Below are 18,724 nucleotides of genomic sequence, written 5' to 3' on the forward strand. Positions count from 1 at the left end.
ATCACTCGCTATTTCGATCGGATCTATCCTTGTTAGGTCTTAACTACTCCAAAAGGACATACGCTTCCAGATTTCTCAAATCGGTACACTCAGCTTTCCCTCGACTATGGCCGGACGGCGAAGAAAAGATGAGTTCGGCTAATTCTAACAATAGTTTCATTTGGACACTTCTCATGCGTCGACAACTCTATAATGGCCCTCAAATCGCGAGGATCATTCCCGACTCTCGCATGGCACACGTTGGCGTTGTTAATTTTACTGGAGCAGATAAATGATTGCTAGATTGCTGGTGGCGGGGCTGACCTCCGCGATAATGTGCGGAATGGTAAGTGCGCAGGGCGTTAACCCTCCCATGGACGGTTCCGTATTGCCGATTCCGCAGGCTCCATTTGAAGGCGTTATTGAACGCACGTTCGAAGGTTCACAACAGGATTATCCGCAACCATTATCTGCTCCTGAAACCGCGCCAAACATCGTCTTGATCTTGATTGACGATCTCGGTTTTGGCCAGCCAGGCACTTTCGGAGGGCCGGTCCCGACGCCCGCGTTGGATGCGTTGGCAGACGTCGGCCTGCGCTTTACTCGGATGCACACCACGGCAGTGTGCTCTCCGACGCGCGCGGCCTTGCTGACCGGTCGCAACCACCATCAGACGGGCTTTGGTTCGATCACTGAACTTGCCTCCGGGTATCCTGGGTACAACAGCATCTGGCCACGAGAAACAGCAAGTATCGCCGAAATCCTCAAAGGAAATGGTTACTCCACCTCGGCCTTCGGAAAGTGGCACAATACGCCCGCCTGGGAAACGACACCGATTGGTCCGTTTGAGCGTTGGCCAAACGGTCTCGGTTTCGAATATTGGTACGGCTTTCATGGCGGCGAGACCAGCCAATGGGAACCGCGGCTGTTCCGTAACACAGTGCCGGTGGAACCTTCAAAACGACCGGACGAAGGATACCACCTGACCGTCGACCTCGTTGATGAAGCCATCGGCTGGGTAAACCAGCAGCAATCCATCGCACCAGATAGACCGTACTTTATGTATTTTGCACCGGGGGCTGTGCATGCACCGTTGCATGTCGGACCAGAGTGGGCCGATAAATTCGCAGGTCAATTTGATCAGGGGTGGGACAAAGTTCGCGAAGAAACATTGGCGCGACAGAAATCCTTGGGCGTCATTCCCGCGAATACAGACCTGACACTCAGACCTTCTGAAATCGAAGCGTGGGATGGCCTCGATGCCAATGCTCAGAAGGTGTATTCTCGGCATCAGGAAGTGTTCGCGGGTTTCGTGGCACAAACCGACCACGAGATTGGTCGATTGCTGAACGCCATCAAGGCAATGCCAGATGCGGACAATACGCTGATTATCCTGATCGCGGGTGACAATGGTCCCAGTGCCGAAGGAACCATCACCGGAACGATGAACAATACAATGACACTGAACGGATTGCCCGACTCTGTTGAAAATCAGCTACCGCTGATAGATAAGATCGGTCAACCGGGCTATGATAATCACTATCCTGTTGGCTGGGCTTGGGCAGGTGCTGCGCCCTTTCAGTGGATGAAACGCGTGCCATCGCATTTTGGCGGTACTCGCAATGGAGCGGTCATCTCTTGGCCTGCAGGGATTGCGGCAAAAGGCGAAATCCGGGATCAGTTTCATCATGTCATAGATGTCGCCCCGACAATTTTGGAGGCTGCCGGGATCAAGGAACCGGAAGAGGTCAACGGCACAACTCAGGTTCCAATGGCAGGGGCAAGCATGGCATACAGCTTTGATGATGCCGAAGCGCCCGGGACCCGTACAACGCAGTATTTTGAAACCGGAGGACACCGCGCCATCTACCATGATGGCTGGGTTGCTTCGTCATTTCATGGCGCACCATGGATTCTGACCGGTTCAATCGGTTTTGATGATAAAGACTGGACACTTTACAATATCGAAAAGGACTTCAGCCAAGCCAACGACATTTCGGATGAAAATCCCGAAAAGCTGGCCGAACTTCAGGCTCTTTTTGAAGAAGAGGCCGCAAAGTACAGTGTTTTCCCGCTTGATGATCGATTTATTGAACGCGCCAACGACCCCGAGCAGCCGTCCTTGGCAAAGGGCCAGACCCGCTTTGAATACAAATCGGGAACCAGCCGTATACCTGAAGGCGCATCCCCGCCGGTATATTTGCGCTCGCACCAGATCACTGCTGAGATCACTGTGCCAGTAGGCGGCGCGACGAGTGTGATTATCGCGAGTGGGGGGAGTTCCGCTGGCTACACATTGTATCTGGACGATGGCCTGCCGGTCTATGAGTACAACTTCTTTGGCTTGAAACGCTATCGCTTGGCAGGCACCGAGCGCTTGCCCGAAGGCACTCATACAATCGTTTTTGAGTATCAGCAGCAGCCACTTAAGGACAAGCGGATTGTCGGAGGCGCTGCAACACTCAGCGTGAACGGTGTGGACGTCGCAAGGGGTGACATTGACAAGGTGGTTCCGGGTGCCTTCTCAACGACTGAAACGATGGACATTGGTTCTGATCTTGGTGCCACGGTATCGCTGGCATACGAAGAGTCCGCGCCGTTTGCATCTACCGGATCAATCGAAAGCGTAGTTGTAACCGTTGAATAGGTTTCTTGTGCAATGCCAAGGCCGTGACGCAAGGGTCGAAAATCAACCAAACCCGCCTTTACCCACAAGAGTGGTCTCAATTCGGCACAGGGAGTTCGACGAATACATGAGAAAGATTCAATCTGATAAAAGCCTCTCACTCACGCTGGTGAGTCAGCTGTTCCTTAGCCTGACTTTTTCGTTTGATGCGTTCGCGCAGCGAGATGGTCCACGTGCTTAACAACTCGTTCCCGAAGGCTCGCAATCTGTTTCACAGTTTGTGTTTGCAATGCGCGGCAACAACACGCCTAGTGACGGATTTGTTGTTTAAGGTGCTGAAATCGAGACCAACCTTGCGATGACGCAATACTCGCGAGTCTTCGACATCAACGGGCATCAGGCAGGCGTGCTTCCGATCCTGGGTTACGGAAATGTGTCGGGATATGTTCAACCGACCTGGGGGCGCTGACCAGCGATGATTCCGGGCTTGGTGATGTCATGCTTGGGTTTGTATTTGGCCTTTGCTGTGCTCCCGACCTCAGCCCGCAACAATATGTGAAATACGACCCCGGCTTAGCGGTGGCCTTGTTGGCGAAAGCGACGTTGCCTACTGGTAGTTATGACAGCAACAGGACCCTGAATATGGGGGAAATCGCTGGGCACTCGAACTTGGAACTCCGACTATGTATTGTGTCGGTTCATCTTATCTCGCTCCGGCGCTGATCTCCTTTGAAATTATGCCAAAAATGACCCTTTTTCGGATAATACTGATGCTCCTAGCGCAACAACAAATTTGGAACAGAATCCGTTGTTTTCCATTGCAGGCCATATAACCCGCAACTTTGAGCAGGTCTTCCGGGGATCACGTGATGCTCTCTACGAATACGGAGGCGAAACCACTGGACCTGTCGCGGTTTGATGCCGCTCCTTTGATTGCACTTATTGCAACCAAGGAGATGAACTATGGGACTGAAACGGAGGGATGAATTTCGAGCTGATGCGGTGCGGATCGCACTGACCAGCGAGCTTACGCGTAAACAGGTGGCTGACGATCTGGGCGTCGGAATGTCGACGCTGAACAAATGGATCACGGCGCATGACTGAAGAGTTGAGGGAGATCGGTCTAAAAGTTGGGCATCGCCGTGTTGGACGTTTGATGCGCCAGAACGGCATATCTGTGATCAGAACGCGCAAACACAAGGTCACCACAGAGAGCGATCATAAATTCAACATCGCTTCAAACCTGCTGGATCGCAACTTTACGGCCGCTGCGCCCAACCAGAAATGGGCAGGCGACGTCAGCCATGTCCGGACGCGAGAAGGCTGGTTTTACTTGGCTATCATCCTTGATCTGCAGTCTCGGCGCGTCATTGGTTGAGCCATGAGCAACCGAATAACGCGACTTGGCGAGACCCGGTGCTGAACATGGCCACAGCCCTCCGGACGCCGCCCAAAGGCTGCATCCACCATTCGGATCGCGGGTCGCCATTCAGCACCGGGGCGGAAAAGTCTGGCCGCTTTCTAACGAAAATTGGCCTAAACGAGCACTTGGGGCGGCATTAAAGCGGGACAGGTCCAGCTCTTGTTGTCGCGGTTGCGTGTGGCACCAATTTGTTTTTCAGGCGGGACGCTCGGAATTTCGCACGAGGCTTAAGCAAGCCAACTTACATCAGGGCAGATTTTTTGTTTTTCAGATGACGCGATATAAGTCGCTTTTGACGGTGCCTGTCTGGAATGTAGCGTGCGGTTCTCTTGTAAGAGGTCTGTAATCTAAGCTCTGGAAAAAGTGTGGTGACTTCTTTGAAGGCGTCAGGGGTGAGGGCCTTTGCGGCCTCGCAGCCAAGATACAGGCTCTCGGTTTTTGCCCCTTCGGCATAGAGAAGCTCATGCTCGTCGAACAGAAGATGGATGTACTCGACCTCTTGCGCTTGGGTGTCGATGAAAATCCCGGGAAGCGCGGTCAACCGGATGGCCGCAATCAGGACTTCGTTTGCGCCAAACATGCGTTCGGCAACTTTGGAGGTCACAAACATTCTGTGTTGTCGGGATACGACAAGATCCCGCGTGGGCAATTGATGTCCCAAAGATTGGGCGACAATGCGAATGGGTAACAGATTTGGCTCTTGCTCTAGGTCTTGCTTGTTCAAACGACGGCGGCCGATCCAGCGAATTTCCTGCGGTCCATTGTCAACTGTTTGCACCAGATCTCCAACCTTCAGGTGCTCTACACAGATTGGCCCGTTGGGTGTTGAAATTTCTGTTCCCGCCGTGAAGCAGGGGATAAGGCCATCCTCGAACGCGACAATCCCGACGTCCTCGTTGACGTGCCCCATCTCGGTATTGGCAGATTGCTCTTCTTCGACAAACACGCCAACATTGCTGTTGGATTGGCTGTTGATGACAACGGTTGCGGTGTCACCCCCATTGATTGTCTGGGTCTCGGCTAACACAACGCTGTTGGTGAACGTATCGCCAAGCCCAAGCACATCGACGTTTTCATCAACGCCGCCAACGGATTGTGCTGTGCCAGAGGTGCTGTCGCCACCGGCCTGAATGGCAATCCAGCCGATTGTTTCGGCAGAGTGAACGCCGTCTTGGGCCTCTTCTTCTTGTAGGGTGAGGTCAAAACCGGATGATGTGATGTTGCTTGGGTCACTGTCGACGGCGGTTGTGTCATTTTCCGACATCACCGAGGTCAACACGACGGGGGGATCGGTAAAACCGCCGTTAAACGTTGCGCTGCCACCTGTATTTTGGCCGCTGCTGGAAACCGAACTGGTTCCTGCCTCAATGATGCGTCCATCGGGAAGTGTGTGCACACCTTCTTCGACAGCGAGCCAGTTGATGGTCTCGGTCGCTGGATGCGCGCCGTCGTGATATTCCCATTCTTCGATAATAAAGGTGAAAGAGGTCGTGTCGCCATTGCCGTCCAACGTTTCATCAATGATGCGCAACACAAATTGGTTGCCACCGTTGTTTGTCGCGCTCAATGCAAAAACGGGATTGGTCAATGCTTCGGCCAAGTTGACCGTGATCGGAGCATTCTCCGTCGGAGAATTGGTCGTGATGCTGCCTGCTTCGCCAACAGCCATAGTTAAACCCGCAAGAGATGTCTCTTGCTTGCCTCTTTAATTGATACGGGCGACTGATTTACTGCTCACCCTGCCTCTGATGTTCGCACTTTAGTGCGTTGTTTTGCCGAAAGCGTATCACGAGAGATCACAAAAATAAATGCGTAAGCTGTGTTCGAGAGTCAGAGAAACAGGGCGTCCAGAAAAATGTCATGCCAGAGGTATATCACAGCAAAGCCTAAGCCTATCTAAACTACGCCTGGATGTTATCCGGGACAGCAGTGATTTGGTGTTCGTATTCAGGGCTGTTCTTGAGGCGGGTTTTCCTTTTGGGGTATGGTTTCCACAGAGCCCCAGTCGTGATTGGGTCTGGAAACAAGCATTGTGTCACCAATGCAACAAACGTGTTGCGGCAGTCGGGTTTGCCCATATCTGCTGATGCCCCATGGGCAATATGCAACACTGCGCGGTAAAAATGGGATTTGTATGAAAAGCCCCGGCCTAAATTGATTGCGCTCAAGGCTGAGAAGCTCATACCGACGCAAAATGGCCCCAACTTGTTGCCATTCCATTTTGAACACACGGATATCGATATGAACATCACGCGTATTGTGACAGCCTCGTTTCTTGCAACGGCTCTCGTGGGGCCGGCGACACTGGTTTCAGCAGAAACAAAGTCATGGGTCTATGGGCACATCAATCTTGGTGTCGCAAGCGTCAATGACGGCGTTGGTACAAACGCCGAACTGGTGGATAACGGGCACTCGCCAAGCCGCATCGGGTATTGGGTGGAGTCACGTCAAAAACAGTCGACTTTGCGCTTTAACTTCGAAACAGCGCTGGGGCTGCGGTCTTCGACCAAAGTGAGCCAAACCAATACGCCTGATGCGTGGGATTGGAAGCGCACCGACATTCGTAAAATCGACCTAAGCTGGGAGATGGATCAATGGGGTACGATTTCGGTAGGGCAGGGCAGTACAGCCGTTGATGGCGTGGTACAGGCTGATTTGTCGGGCACCTCGTTGGTGACCTATGAATCCGTTGGTGATGCCGCTGCAGGGTATCAGTTCCGCACCTCGGCTGGCGCCCTGTCAGGTATTACGGTGGGAAGCGCGTCACGATCGTTTGACGGCGCGCGCAAGGGGCGTATTCGGTATGATACACCCGTATTTGGTGGCGGCTTTCAAGTATCAGGATCGTTTGGACGTGAAATCCTTAAGGCGGGCGTTGATGATGATTATTACGATCTTGCGCTGACCTATAAGCGCACCCTAGGTGATTTCAAAGTTGACGGGCGCGTCGGATATGGTGTCGTGGATCAAAACGGATCTGACGTGAATCTACGTGCTGGGTCCTTTAGTATGTTGCACCAACCTAGTGGGATGAACCTGACTCTTGCGACGGGCTCAGAAAACGGTGATCGTAATAATTATTACGCCAAAGTTGGGATTATCCGAAACTGGTTTGCGCCGGGCACCACAGCAATGTCGCTGGATATTTTTGAAGCCGAAGAAAAAGTTTCGGTTGGGGATCGCTCGACAACGGTTGGGTTCGGTGTTGTGCAAAAGTTTGATGCGCAAAAGGTCGAAGCCTATTTCGGGATGCGCAAATATGATTATGGCGACACCAGCGCGACAGATTATCAGGATGTCTATTCGTATATGATTGGTGCGCGCTGGAAATTTTAAGACGCGGAACCGATAGTAAGAATGCAGAATTGGTTCTGACAACCGGACTCGATCACACCCAAAAACTGTTGCCAGATGCGCGGCACTTCGGGCATCGTTGAGACACGATGGGCGTGCAGTAGGATAGAGGCGATCACATGCTGGCAAACAAGATCAAACACGGTGCCGCAATAGCGTGTGCCAGTTTGGTGCTTGGGTCGCCAGCGTGGGCGCAAGATCAGTCAAAACCACATAGCTTCCGGTTTTACGGGCATATCAACCCAACGATTCTGTCTGTCGATGATGGGCAGGTCACCACGACCGAAATCGTCGATAACGCCAACTCCGGTGGGCGGCTCGGGTTTTGGTATGAACATTCGGTGAATGCCAATACGTTTCGGATCAATGGCGAGATTTCGTTGGGTATTCGAACCTCCGCCGGGGTCAGCCAACTCTACACGCCACAGTTTATTGAATGGAAAGGTCAGTCCGTACGCAAGTTCGAAGCGATCTGGGATACCGAAAAATTCGGGAGCATTTCGCTGGGGCAGGGGAGCATGGGCTCTGACGGGGTGACCGAGTCCGATCTCTCCGGGACGACCTTGGCCAGTTCGGTGGGCATTTCGGATGTGGCGGGCGGATTTTTCTTTCGCAACCAAGCAGGAAGCTTGTCTTCGGTTCGGATCAAAGATGCGTATCCGACCTTTGATGGCGGGCGATCTCAGCGTTTGCGGTATGACAGCCCTGAAATCAACTTTTCGCGGATCGGCAAACTAAAGTTCGCGGCGTCGGTTGGTACTGAATCGATTGACCGCAATGTCACGCTGAATGATGCGCTGTCGGATGCAGGAATGTTTTATCGCAATCAGCTTGGCAATTTCGTACTTGCCGGCAGTGCTGGTGTGTCGATTGCAGATGTGCCCACCGGAACCGCGCCGCAGATTGCGGGCTCGTTTAGTGTGCTGCATGCGCCAACCGGGGCCAATATCACCTTTGCCTCGGGCAGTCGCGATGGCGGGGGATCTTATGTATTCTCTAAAGTCGGATTTCGCGGAAACTGGTTCAACAGCGGCGATACTGCGATCTCGTTTGATGTGTATGACTCTCATGACACCGTTGTGTCGGGGTCGCATGCGCGGTCTTATGGGATCGGGGTGCTTCAGCATTTGTCACGCCATAACGTGGACATGTTCATCGGCCTTCGGAAATACGAATATGATGGTGGTGGCGCGATCCAGTATCAGGACATGTATTCTGCTATGATCGGTGTCCGTTGGGTCTTTCGTCGGCTGCAAAACCGGACAATCTTTGAAGGTCTCTGGCAAGAATGATCGAAAGACTTGGCTGCATGTTGAAAACCCGCGCAAAGCCCCTTGCACAGTCGGGCCGGGACCAATAGAAGGTCTCAAATTTTGCCCGCGCGCGCATTCCGCGCGCCGTAACCTATGGGGAACCGAGATGCAGGTCACCGAGACACTGAACGAAGGTCTGAAACGCGGCTATTCGATCACCGTAACAGCCGCAGAGCTGGACGCGAAAGTGAACGATAAACTGGTTGAAGCTCAGCCAGAAGTCGAAATGAAAGGCTTCCGCAAAGGCAAAGTGCCTATGGCGTTGCTGAAAAAGCAATTTGGCCAGCGTTTGCTTGGTGAATCGATGCAAGAAGTCATCGATGGTGCCATGAACAAGCATTTTGAAGACAGCGGCGACAAGCCTGCGATGCAGCCAAAAGTCGAAATGCAAAACGGCGAAGAGTGGAAAGAAGGCGACGATGTGAACGTCGAGATTTCTTACGAAGCTCTGCCCGTGATTCCCGAAGTTGATCTGAAATCAATCAGCCTTGAGAAATTGGTTGTCAAAGCTGACGACGCCGAAGTCGAAGAAGCTTTGGGTAATCTTGCTGAAACAGCACAAGACTTCAAAGCACGTCGCAAAGGGTCCAAAGCGAAAGACGGCGATCAAGTCGTTATGGATTTTGTCGGTGTTGTGGATGGCGAAGCGTTTGAAGGCGGCTCTGCCGAGGACTTCCCTCTGGTGCTGGGCTCAAACCAATTCATTCCCGGTTTCGAAGAGCAGCTGGTTGGCGTGAAGGTCGAAGAAGTCAAAGACTGTACCGTCACATTCCCAGAAGAGTACCAAGCTGAGCATCTGGCAGGCAAAGAAGCCGTGTTCACCTGCACAATCAAAGAAGTCAAAGAGCCTGTTGCGGCCGAGATCAATGACGAACTGGCGACCAAATTTGGCGCCGAAGATCTTGATGGTCTCAAAGGTCAAATCTCTGAGCGTCTGGAAGCCGAATACGGTGGGGCAGCCCGCGCTGTTATGAAACGCGCATTGCTTGATCAATTGGACAAGCTGGTCTCGTTTGATCTTCCTCCTTCGTTGGTCGAAGCAGAAGCAGGTCAAATCGCGCACCAACTGTGGCACGATGAAAACCCTGATGTGCAAGATCATAACCACGACACAATCGAGCCAACCGAAGAGCACACCTCTTTGGCAGAGCGCCGCGTGCGTCTTGGGTTGTTGCTGGCTGAGCTAGGTCAAAAAGCCGAGGTCGAAGTGACCGATGCGGAAATGTCCCAAGCAATTATGAACCAAGCACGCCAGTACCCTGGCCAAGAACGTCAGTTCTTTGAGTTCGTTCAGCAAAATGCACAGATGCAGCAGCAAATGCGTGCGCCGATTTTTGAAGACAAAGTTGTCGACTATGTCTTTGAACTGGCGACAGTTGCGGACAAAGAAGTCAGCAAAGACGATCTGGAAAAAGCCATCGAGGCACTTGACGAAGAATAATTCCACCCGGAATATTCAGAGTTTTCTGACCCGAAGCCAGAGATGGCTTCGGGTTTTTTGTATTTAGGAGTTCCGGATTGACGCCAATGTCGCGTCTAGGATCGTCTTAGGGAATAGAGCGCAGATGCGCAGCGATCTGACCTTTTCCCCGTGAATTTCAAATCTATCTCTGAAACCTTAGCGACAGAGCGCCAATACTGGTATGTGTTGAGTGCGAAGTTCATGGGAGCGAACAGATGAAGAATAAACTAATGGCCGAATTTTTCGGCACCTTCTGGCTGGTCTTTGGCGGCTGCGGCAGCGCTGTTTTGGCAGCAGGAGTTGCTGATGTCGGAATCGGATGGTTGGGTGTGAGCCTTGCATTTGGCCTGACGGTCCTGACGATGGCCTATGCCGTGGGGCATATTTCAGGCGGGCATTTTAATCCTGCGGTGTCGTTGGGGTTGATGGTAGCGGGGAAGTTTGAAACCAAAAACCTCTTGCCGTATTGGGTTGCACAGGTGTCTGGGGCGATTATAGCCGCATTGGTGTTGTATGTGATTGTGTCGGGACAGTCCGGTTTTGAAGGCGTCGGAGGCTTTGCCACCAATGGATACGGGGCCGCGTCGCCCGAAGGGTATTCGATGATGTCGGCACTGGTGATCGAAGTCGTTCTCACCGCGTTCTTCTTGATAATTATCTTGGGCGCGACTTCTTCTGGTGCACCCGCAGGATTTGGCCCCATTGCCATCGGCTTGGGTCTTACGTTGATCCACTTGATCTCGATTCCGGTCACCAATACGTCGGTCAATCCGGCGCGCTCCACGGGCGTGGCGTTGTTCGCCGATGGTCCCGCCCTATCTCAGCTTTGGCTGTTCTGGGTGGCCCCGCTTGTTGGCGCGGCCCTTGGTGGGATTATTTGGAAAATGATGAGCTCAGAAGACTAGCGCGTCTTGCGCAAAGAAAAGGGGCCGCAGATGTAGATCTGCGGCCCCTTTTTTGTTGGGGATTTTGACACCTAGTGGCCTGTTAGAACCAAGGTTTGAATAGGCAGCAATAGCGACTGAATGCGCAGGATCATGGCATGCGCGAGCCCTACGGTATCGATCGTATGCAGTGCGATGCGGCTGCCAAACCCAAGCTCTGGATCGGCAAGCTTTTCATGGTTGTTGGTATACGCATTGGCGATGCAATTGCTGCCGGGGGGCAGGTGGCTTGTTTGCCCTGCATAGAGCGGTTCCATAAAGACCGTCAGCGTACCGGGAGGGCCGCTGTTTTGGAAATCTATCAGCCGATCAGATGGCCGCATTTGCCCTGCCGCGATCACATCCTGAATTTCTGTGATGACCATAGGAATGATTGTCATCGGTGCAGACATACAGGTCATCTCTGCCAACATCCCCGGGTGCAAGACTTGCGAGGAGATTTGACCAAAGCCAGCTTGGAACCGGTTACGCCCGGCGTCAGAGGGTACGAGGATACCTGCTGGACGTAGGATGGGATTGACATAGTCACCGACGCGCAGGGTGAATTGTTCGATCGTGCCATCGACACCCGCATAGACTGTCATTTTTGCCAGCTCGGTTTCTGCCTGATCCAGCGCGGCCTCGGCACTGTCTTTCTGCGCCGGGAGCAAGACCTCGATGCGGTTTTGAACCGCTTCTTTATTTGCGACCGCGGCTTCAATGTCGGCTTCGCGCTCGGCCAGTCTGTTTTGCAATGTCTCTACGTCCCGCGCAGAGACGGCAGAGGAATTTCGGTCGAACAGAGTTTGTTTACGCTCGAGCTCGTCCTGTGTTTGGGCAAAGGCGGCCTCTGCGTGGCGCACATTGGCTTCTGCGGCTTCGAGGTCAGCACCAGCGACCAGCGCCGCAGCGTCGACCTCGACGATCCGGGTCCGTGCGGTGACGGCCGCAGCCTTTTGGCTGGCGCCATCTAGACGAAACAGTGGAACGCCAGAGTTAACGTGTTGGCCGTTCTCCACGAAAATCTCTTCGACACGCCCGCCGCCCTCGGACAAGATCGTCACCGTGCGAAAGTTCGACGCCACATGTGTGGTCGACGGGTGATAATAAAAGATCACCGTGATCAGGCTGACGGTTAGCATGAAGCAAGATGTAATGCCCCAGCGCAGTTCAAACCACATAGTGAACAGCGTCAGCTCGCGGCCCCAGCGTTTACCTTGTTTAAAGTGACGATACAGATAATCCGGCAGGATGGTGACCATGGAACAGAAAAGAAACTCAAACATCTGCGCCATCCTCTTTTGGGGTGTCGCCAGTGTTCTCAGCGGCTGATTTTTTCAGCGAGTTGGCGATGCTTTCGAGCGGAGTCAGATAGTCGGGCAATTTCACCGCTGCCAAGAGCAAAGCCAAAACCCAGAAGATGTTGTTGTGTGTAAACAAAGCAATCAAGGCAAGAATTGAAACCAGTTGAAGTTGGGTGCCACTGACGCCATGCGCCATCTGTTCAGGCAGAGAATGCAGCCGGAAGTACAGCGTGCCCAGCCCCAAGATTGCCACCACCATGAACATCCCCATCCAGAATGTCATAGGATCATGCCCGGCGGCATCCGGCATAAAGCTTGGGATGTGATGCGGAGCCATCGGGTGAAGGGTGTTTGGTGGGATGTCGGACATAAACGAGCCTAATACAGGGTGGGCGCCAAAATCGGGGCCAAGTGAGTGCGAAATTTCTCGGCCAACATATCGGCATGACAGACAAAAGAAAACCGGCACTCTATTGAGTGCCGGTTTCCAATTTCGTAAAAAGTGCTCAGCAAGCTTAGGCTTGAGGCTCTTCCTCTGCAGGGGCTTCTTCGGCCGCTGGTGCGAGTTCGTCGTCATCAGATGCCGCAGCACCGATGTCTTCAAACAACTCAGCGATTTCGAATTCTGCTTCTGCTTCTGCTTCTGCAGCCAGCTCCTGGATGGATTTACCAGATGCTTGAAGCTCTGCTTCTTCCTCGGAACGTGCAACGTTCATAAGGATTTCAACAGAAACCTCTGGGTGCAGTTTGACGGCAACGGCGTGCAGACCCAAGTCTTTGATCGGAGCGATCAAAGAAACTTGTTTCTTGTCTACCGAGAAACCTTCTGCGGTTGCGACATCAGCCGCATCGCGAGGTGTCACAGACCCGTAAAGCGAACCCGCATCAGATGCGGAACGAATCACGATGAACTGTTGGCCATCCAGCTTTTCAGCCAGTGCTTCAGCTTCTGCTTTGGTTTCGAGGTTGCGTGCTTCGAGCTGTGCTTTTTGCGCTTCGAACGATGCCACGTTGGCAGCCGATGCGGTCAGAGCTTTGCCTTGCGGCAGCAGGAAGTTACGAGCGTAGCCGGCTTTGACGTCGACAACATCGCCCATTTGACCAAGCTTGGCCACACGTTCAAGAAGGATAACTTGCATATCAGGATCTCCTTACTTCACAGCGTATGGAAGCAGAGCGAGGAAACGAGCGCGTTTGATGGCGCGCGACAATTCGCGTTGCTTCTTGGCCGAAACGGCAGTGATACGCGAAGGTACAATTTTGCCACGCTCAGAGATGTAGCGTTGCAGCAACTTCGTGTCTTTATAGTCAATCGCAGGTGCGTTGTCGCCCGAGAAGGGGCAGACTTTACGACGGCGGAAAAATGGTTTTGCAGCCATGACTTAGTGTCCTTTCTTCAAGCAGAGATCAGCGGCGCTCGCGGCGGTCGCCACGGTCGTCACGTTTTTGCATTTGGACCGAAGGGCCTTCTTTGTGCTCGTCGACCTTGATGGTCAGAACGCGCATCACGTCATCATGCAAACGCATCAGGCGCTCCATTTCCTGTACGGCTGGTGCAGGTGCATCAGTCTTCAGGAAGGCATAGTGGCCCTTGCGGTTTTTGTTGATCTTATAGGCCATCGTTTTGACGCCCCAGTATTCGCTTTCTACGACGTTACCGCCATTGTCCGCGAGGACTGTGCCAAAATGTTCGATGAGGCCTTCGGCTTGCGTGTTGGACAAGTCCTGGCGCGAGATGAAAACATGCTCGTATAGGGGCATGTGCACTCCATTCAATTACAGGCGCATTTCAAAGAGCAGGGCGATGATCCTTTCGCGCCCCACCCACGAGAGACTGCGCGGTTCAAGTCTTTGCGAAAGGAAGGCGCTGTATAGCGGAAATGCCCCGTCTTGCAAGGTCTGATTTACAGGCGCTCGGGTCAATTGAAAATCATGGTGTCAGCAATTTTTCCCAACTGTTGCCCCATTCTCGACAGATTCTAGGTCAAAGGTGGGAACATGGTTAAAAGACTTGGGAGACGAAGGTCATGACGGTCGCAGCGCATACAATGGCAGTTACTTCAAACCGTCATGCACATGGTTTGCCAAAAGGGCACTCTATGCCAATCCGTGCCGCGTCGGTTTTGTTCGGCTTTGCGTTTATCTGGGCTGGGGCCGGGCTTTGGCTTGTTCCGGGTCTTGAGCTTGCGCCATCCGTGTTGCTCACCAAAATGTTTCTATCCATCATGATGGTGACGGCAGGGGTCGGCATGACCCAGATTGCCACTGAGAAACCCCAGTGCGAGTTGCACTTTGATGCGCGTCACCGTCAGGTGCATGTTGTTGAAATCAAATCGCGGGGCAATCGCCACGTTGTACAAACCATCAATTACGAGAACATTGCGCGTGTGGATGTGAGTGATACCGAATTGGTGATGCTCAACGAAGCTGGTAAAATTGTTGTCGAATTGCCCTTGGATGGTCCGCATTCACGTTTGGATGCCATCGCCCATTTGCGCAGCCAATCGCTTTTCCCTGCTTAATGGTGCGTACATTCACAAGAGTTGTTGAATACTTGTGAGTTGAATTCGCCGCCAAAACCCTCACATTTGCGATATGATAAACGTATCGCGAATGGAGATATCCCCGATGAAGACTTCTTTGATTGCCGCAAGCCTTATTGCCGCAGCGTCCATGGCTGCAGCAGATGCAGAAAAATATGTCTTGGACCCAAGCCATAGCCAAGTCGTATTTTCTTACGAGCACCTTGGATATTCTACCACCTACGGCATGTTCTCTGGATTTGACGGAGAGATCATGTTTGATCAAGAAAATCCCGCAAAGTCTTCTGTAAGTGTCTCGATGCCAGTCATGTCGATGATTACGGGTTGGGAAGAGCGCTTTGGGCACTTTATGTCCCCAGACTTTTTTGGCGCAACTGATGCAGACATGGTGACATTCACGTCCACCAGCATCGAAGTCACCGGCGAGACTACCGCGAAAATTACGGGTGATCTGTCGTTGAACGGAATGACCAAGTCTGTGGTCTTGGATGCGGTGATGAACCAAACAGGGACACATCCGATGGCGGGCAAAGAATGGGCTGGCTTTAGTGCCACAACCACACTGATGCGCAGTGATTATGGCGTTGAAAAATTCGCGCCCTATGTAAGTGATGAAGTTCAGGTGATGTTGTCGATCGAAGCTATGAAAGCTGAGTAAGACCACAGCCTTATTGATGTTATAGGGACCGTCGGCGCAAACCGGCGGTCCCTATTTTTATACGAGTTCTGGGTTTAGTCTTGGGCTGCGGCGCGCGTGGCAACCAATGTGACTGCCACCTGCACGCTGTACCCAAGAGATTTTTCGTCGGCCACAGTGTCACCAACAGAAAATGCGCGCCGGTCCAGAGTGGTTTGCCCCTGCATTGTGGCGCTATTGCCTTCCACGCTTAGGTCAAACGGCATCTTGACGGGCACTGAAACGCCGCGAACGGTAAGGGTGCCGTCGGCGATATATCCGGTGTCTGCGGCAGAAATATCAGCAGAGAAATTTGCGGTCGGATATTCGGAAGCGCGCAAGAAATCTGCGCCCAGTGCTTGGTCGGTGACCGACCCCAACGTCAAAGATGGAATCGAAATTGTCACGTCTGTGTGGCCATATATTGGTCCGGTGGCCGTTTCATCAAATATGATGGCGGCTGTCCAATCTTGAAACGTGCCAACGACGTCCGAGCCAAACTGGTTCACTGAAATTTCAAGCGATCCTGTGTCGACGACCCAGTCGGTAGGGGCTTGGGTGAGAACCGGCGCGGGCTCGGCGTCATGGCTATGTTTGGGGGTAAATACGCCGGTGAATGTACCAGCCACGAGCGTGGCGGCCCAAATCACCAGTGCCAGAGCCAGTGGCGCGCGGGATGGTGTGTCGGGGTGTGCACGCGGCGCAGAGTTTCGTCCGGGCATCATGCGTTGAAGGGTTTGGTCACGATCAATGACGAAATGCTTTAGTGCTCCGGCGACATGCGCCAAAATGGATCCTGCTAGCACCAGCATAAAGAGAAAGTGGAGCGATCCCGTCAAATCAGCCAAATGTTCGTTCTTTGGCACAAACGGCAATGTCTGGCCAAAAGGCCATAATATTGGCGCAAATCCTGTGGTCGCGGCGTGATGGACCCAACCCGTCAACGGAACCAAAAGCATGGAGCCATACAAAAGCCAGTGCACTGTGTGCGCGCCAAGTGCCTCGAGCTTGTCTTCGGCGTTTAGCAAACCGGGCCGCACTTGGGTCATGGCCCAGAAAATGCGCAACAGGGCCGTCAGAAAGGCCGCAACACCAACTGTTTTGTGCAAGCTGAACAGCCATGCTTTGTGCGCGAGTTGGTCGCCATCTGCGTAGGGCGCATTTTCAGCCACTAATCCCAAGGGGAGGGCGGTCAGAATAAGCAGCGCCGTTAGCCAGTGAAACGCTTTGGTCACGCTGCCGTATTGGCTTGGTGAATTTTGAAGGGGCATCTGCAATCTCCAGTGAACAGGTTGTGTCAGAATAGGCGGAAAGGGGGAGGTCGCAAATGGTTCTATCGCACAGGTGCCGTGCAAGAATGCGCAAGGGCGTTGCACGGGCGCGCACAGCAAGGTATCCCAACGTAAATGTAAAAAGAAGGAGGACCCCATGAGCAGAGCATTCGTATTTCCAGGCCAAGGGGCGCAGACCATCGGAATGGGCAAGGCCCTTGCAGACGCGTATCCGGCGGCTAAGGCTGTATTTGACGAAGTTGACGAGGCGCTTGGAGAAAAGCTGAGTGGTCTTATTTGGGATGGCGAGCAGGATCAACTGACTCTGACGCAAAACGCACAACCTGCCTTGATGGCGACATCATTGGCAGCGATGCGTGCGCTGGAATCAGAAGGCGTAAGCATGTCTGCGGCATCTTTTGTCGCGGGACATTCGTTGGGTGAATATTCTGCTTTGGCAGCGGCTGGGTCGCTGAGCGTTGCGGATACTGCGCGCTTGTTGCGGATACGTGGTTTGGCCATGCAGGCGGCGGTGCCTGTGGGCATGGGGGCCATGGCGGCTTTGTTGGGGTTGGATTTTGCGACAGCCCGGGAAGTTGCAGCAGAGGCGGCAGACGGCGAGATATGTCAGGCGGCAAATGATAACGACCCCGGACAGGTTGTTGTCTCTGGCCATAAGGGGGCGGTTGAACGCGCGGTTGAACTGGCAAAGGCAAAAGGGGCCAAGCGCGCCGTATTGTTGCCAGTCAGTGCCCCGTTTCATTGTGCTTTGATGCAGCCTGCCGCCGAAGCGATGGCCGAGGCTCTTGCTGATGTGGCGTTGCTTGCGCCTGCTGTGCCGGTTTTGGCCAATGTGATTGCAGAGCCGGTTAGCGATCCGGATGCGATACGTGCGCTGCTTGTGGATCAGGTCACCGGATCGGTGCGCTGGCGCGAATCGGTGAGCTGGATGTCCGAAAATGGTGTGACCGAGGCTTGGGAAATTGGCGCGGGCAAAGCTCTGTCCGGTATGATCCGCCGTATTGATCGCGCAATTGCCTGTAAGGCGGTTGGGACCCCAGATGACGTAAAAGCTGCGGCCGAGAGCCTGAGCTAAGGAGTAGACATGTTTGATTTAACGGGAAAAACTGCGCTGGTAACTGGCGCTTCGGGTGGTATCGGTGGCGAAATCGCCAAAGTATTGCATGCTGCGGGGGCCACTGTCGGTCTGTCGGGTACGCGCGTTGAGCCTTTGGAATCTTTGGCGTCAGAGCTTGGTGAACGCGCGCATGTGTTGCCGTGTAACCTAAGCGATGGTGCCGCAGTTGATGCGCTGCCCAAGCAGGCGATTGAAGCGATGGGCGCGGTTGATATTTTGGTGAATAACGCTGGAATTACGCGCGACCAGATTTTCATGCGGATGTCGGATGACGAATGGCAAAGCGTGTTGGATGTCAATCTCACGTCGACCATGCGATTGTGTCGCGGTGTGATGCGCCCAATGATGAAGGCGCGTTGGGGCCGGATCATCAACATCAGTTCGATTGTGGGCGCAACGGGTAACCCGGGTCAGGCCAACTATGCGGCGTCCAAAGCGGGTATGGTCGGGATGACCAAGTCGATTGCCTATGAGGTGGCGAGTCGGGGAATCACGGCAAATGCTGTTGCGCCCGGATTCATTGCCACCGCGATGACGGACAAGCTGACCGATGATCAAAAATCCAAGATCAATGTGCAGATTCCCGCCAACCGCATGGGCAACCCAGAAGAAATTGCTGCTGCTGTGCTCTATTTGGCAAGCCCGGAAGCTGGCTATGTCACTGGCACAACGCTTCATGTGAACGGTGGCATGGCAATGTTGTAACCCATGC

At 53.3% G+C, this 18,724-nt stretch carries 17 protein-coding genes and 1 pseudogene; 11 read left to right on the forward strand and 7 right to left on the reverse strand.

All coding sequences use genetic code 11. The features are described 5' to 3' along the window. The first annotated feature begins 271 nt into the window (after positions 1–271). From FAP39_RS08530 to FAP39_RS08540, 3 genes and pseudogenes are all read left to right on the forward strand, one after another. Positions 272–2,626 (forward strand): arylsulfatase, encoded by a 2,355-nt coding sequence (locus FAP39_RS08530; protein WP_138015982.1) that lies wholly within the window; start codon positions 272–274, stop codon positions 2,624–2,626. Positions 2,627–3,070: 444 nt separating this feature from the next. Then, complete coding sequence (locus tag FAP39_RS17990; protein ID WP_425471415.1) at positions 3,071–3,328, forward strand: transporter; 258 nt, start codon at positions 3,071–3,073, stop codon at positions 3,326–3,328. Between the two features lie 240 nt (positions 3,329–3,568). Then, a pseudogene (locus FAP39_RS08540) lies at positions 3,569–4,096 on the forward strand (transposase); the annotation flags it as partial. Positions 4,097–4,269: 173 nt separating this feature from the next. On the opposite strand, the gene FAP39_RS08545 reads toward FAP39_RS08540, so the two are convergent. Next, entirely contained in the window at positions 4,270–5,697 is a 1,428-nt protein-coding gene (locus FAP39_RS08545) for a Hint domain-containing protein (RefSeq protein WP_138015984.1), read from the reverse strand. 572 nt (positions 5,698–6,269) lie between these two features. Here FAP39_RS08545 and FAP39_RS08550 point away from each other — a divergent pair. The 4 genes from FAP39_RS08550 (at position 6,270) to aqpZ (ending at position 11,062) form a co-directional block, all read left to right on the forward strand. Next, positions 6,270–7,364 carry a porin family protein gene (locus FAP39_RS08550; protein ID WP_138015985.1) on the forward strand — a complete coding sequence of 365 codons (1,095 nt, stop codon included), beginning with the start codon at positions 6,270–6,272 and terminating at the stop codon, positions 7,362–7,364. Between the two features lie 137 nt (positions 7,365–7,501). Then, positions 7,502–8,674, forward strand: coding sequence for a porin (locus FAP39_RS08555; RefSeq protein WP_138015986.1), 1,173 nt, complete (start codon positions 7,502–7,504; stop codon positions 8,672–8,674). A 127-nt stretch (positions 8,675–8,801) separates the two neighbouring features. Then, positions 8,802–10,136: a trigger factor gene (gene tig, locus FAP39_RS08560; protein WP_138015987.1), complete on the forward strand. Its 1,335-nt coding sequence runs from the start codon at positions 8,802–8,804 to the stop codon at positions 10,134–10,136. A 236-nt stretch (positions 10,137–10,372) separates the two neighbouring features. Then, the gene (aqpZ, locus tag FAP39_RS08565) at positions 10,373–11,062 is read left to right on the forward strand and encodes an aquaporin Z (protein WP_138015988.1); all 690 of its coding nucleotides are present in this window, start codon (positions 10,373–10,375) and stop codon (positions 11,060–11,062) included. 71 nt (positions 11,063–11,133) lie between these two features. Here aqpZ and FAP39_RS08570 read toward each other — a convergent pair whose 3' ends face one another. The 5 genes from FAP39_RS08570 to rpsF all read right to left on the reverse strand — a co-directional run bounded on the left by FAP39_RS08570 (position 11,134) and on the right by rpsF (position 14,145). Next, the gene (locus tag FAP39_RS08570; protein WP_138015989.1) at positions 11,134–12,366 is read right to left on the reverse strand and encodes an HlyD family secretion protein; all 1,233 of its coding nucleotides are present in this window, start codon (positions 12,364–12,366) and stop codon (positions 11,134–11,136) included. Further along, entirely contained in the window at positions 12,359–12,754 is a 396-nt protein-coding gene (locus tag FAP39_RS08575; RefSeq protein ID WP_138015990.1) for a hypothetical protein, read from the reverse strand. The genes FAP39_RS08570 and FAP39_RS08575 overlap by 8 nt, the downstream gene beginning before the upstream one ends. Before the next feature lie 145 nt (positions 12,755–12,899). Next, the gene (gene rplI / locus FAP39_RS08580; RefSeq protein ID WP_138015991.1) at positions 12,900–13,523 is read right to left on the reverse strand and encodes a 50S ribosomal protein L9; all 624 of its coding nucleotides are present in this window, start codon (positions 13,521–13,523) and stop codon (positions 12,900–12,902) included. Between the two features lie 12 nt (positions 13,524–13,535). Continuing rightward, positions 13,536–13,763, reverse strand: coding sequence for a 30S ribosomal protein S18 (rpsR, locus tag FAP39_RS08585; RefSeq protein ID WP_007813591.1), 228 nt, complete (start codon positions 13,761–13,763; stop codon positions 13,536–13,538). A 28-nt stretch (positions 13,764–13,791) separates the two neighbouring features. Then, positions 13,792–14,145, reverse strand: coding sequence for a 30S ribosomal protein S6 (gene rpsF, locus FAP39_RS08590; protein WP_138015992.1), 354 nt, complete (start codon positions 14,143–14,145; stop codon positions 13,792–13,794). A gap of 338 nt (positions 14,146–14,483) precedes the next feature. Between rpsF and FAP39_RS08595 the strand changes: the two genes are divergently transcribed. Beyond that, a complete protein-coding gene (locus tag FAP39_RS08595) occupies positions 14,484–14,906 on the forward strand; it encodes a hypothetical protein (protein ID WP_138015993.1) in 423 nt (140 codons plus the stop codon). 106 nt (positions 14,907–15,012) lie between these two features. Beyond that, entirely contained in the window at positions 15,013–15,585 is a 573-nt protein-coding gene (locus FAP39_RS08600) for a YceI family protein (protein ID WP_138015994.1), read from the forward strand. A gap of 74 nt (positions 15,586–15,659) precedes the next feature. Here the strand turns inward: FAP39_RS08600 and FAP39_RS08605 are convergent, their stop codons facing one another. Then, positions 15,660–16,874, reverse strand: coding sequence for a cytochrome b/b6 domain-containing protein (locus FAP39_RS08605; protein ID WP_138015995.1), 1,215 nt, complete (start codon positions 16,872–16,874; stop codon positions 15,660–15,662). A 157-nt stretch (positions 16,875–17,031) separates the two neighbouring features. Here FAP39_RS08605 and fabD point away from each other — a divergent pair, with 157 nt between their 5' ends. Continuing rightward, on the forward strand, positions 17,032–17,970 hold the full coding sequence (gene fabD, locus FAP39_RS08610) for an ACP S-malonyltransferase (protein ID WP_138015996.1): 939 nt from the start codon (positions 17,032–17,034) through the stop codon (positions 17,968–17,970). Between the two features lie 9 nt (positions 17,971–17,979). Beyond that, positions 17,980–18,717: a 3-oxoacyl-[acyl-carrier-protein] reductase gene (gene fabG / locus FAP39_RS08615; protein ID WP_138015997.1), complete on the forward strand. Its 738-nt coding sequence runs from the start codon at positions 17,980–17,982 to the stop codon at positions 18,715–18,717. The last annotated feature ends 7 nt before the right edge of the window (positions 18,718–18,724 follow it).

Origin of the sequence: Shimia litoralis (assembly GCF_005518135.1) — a bacterium.
GTDB lineage: Bacteria > Pseudomonadota > Alphaproteobacteria > Rhodobacterales > Rhodobacteraceae > Shimia_E > Shimia_E litoralis.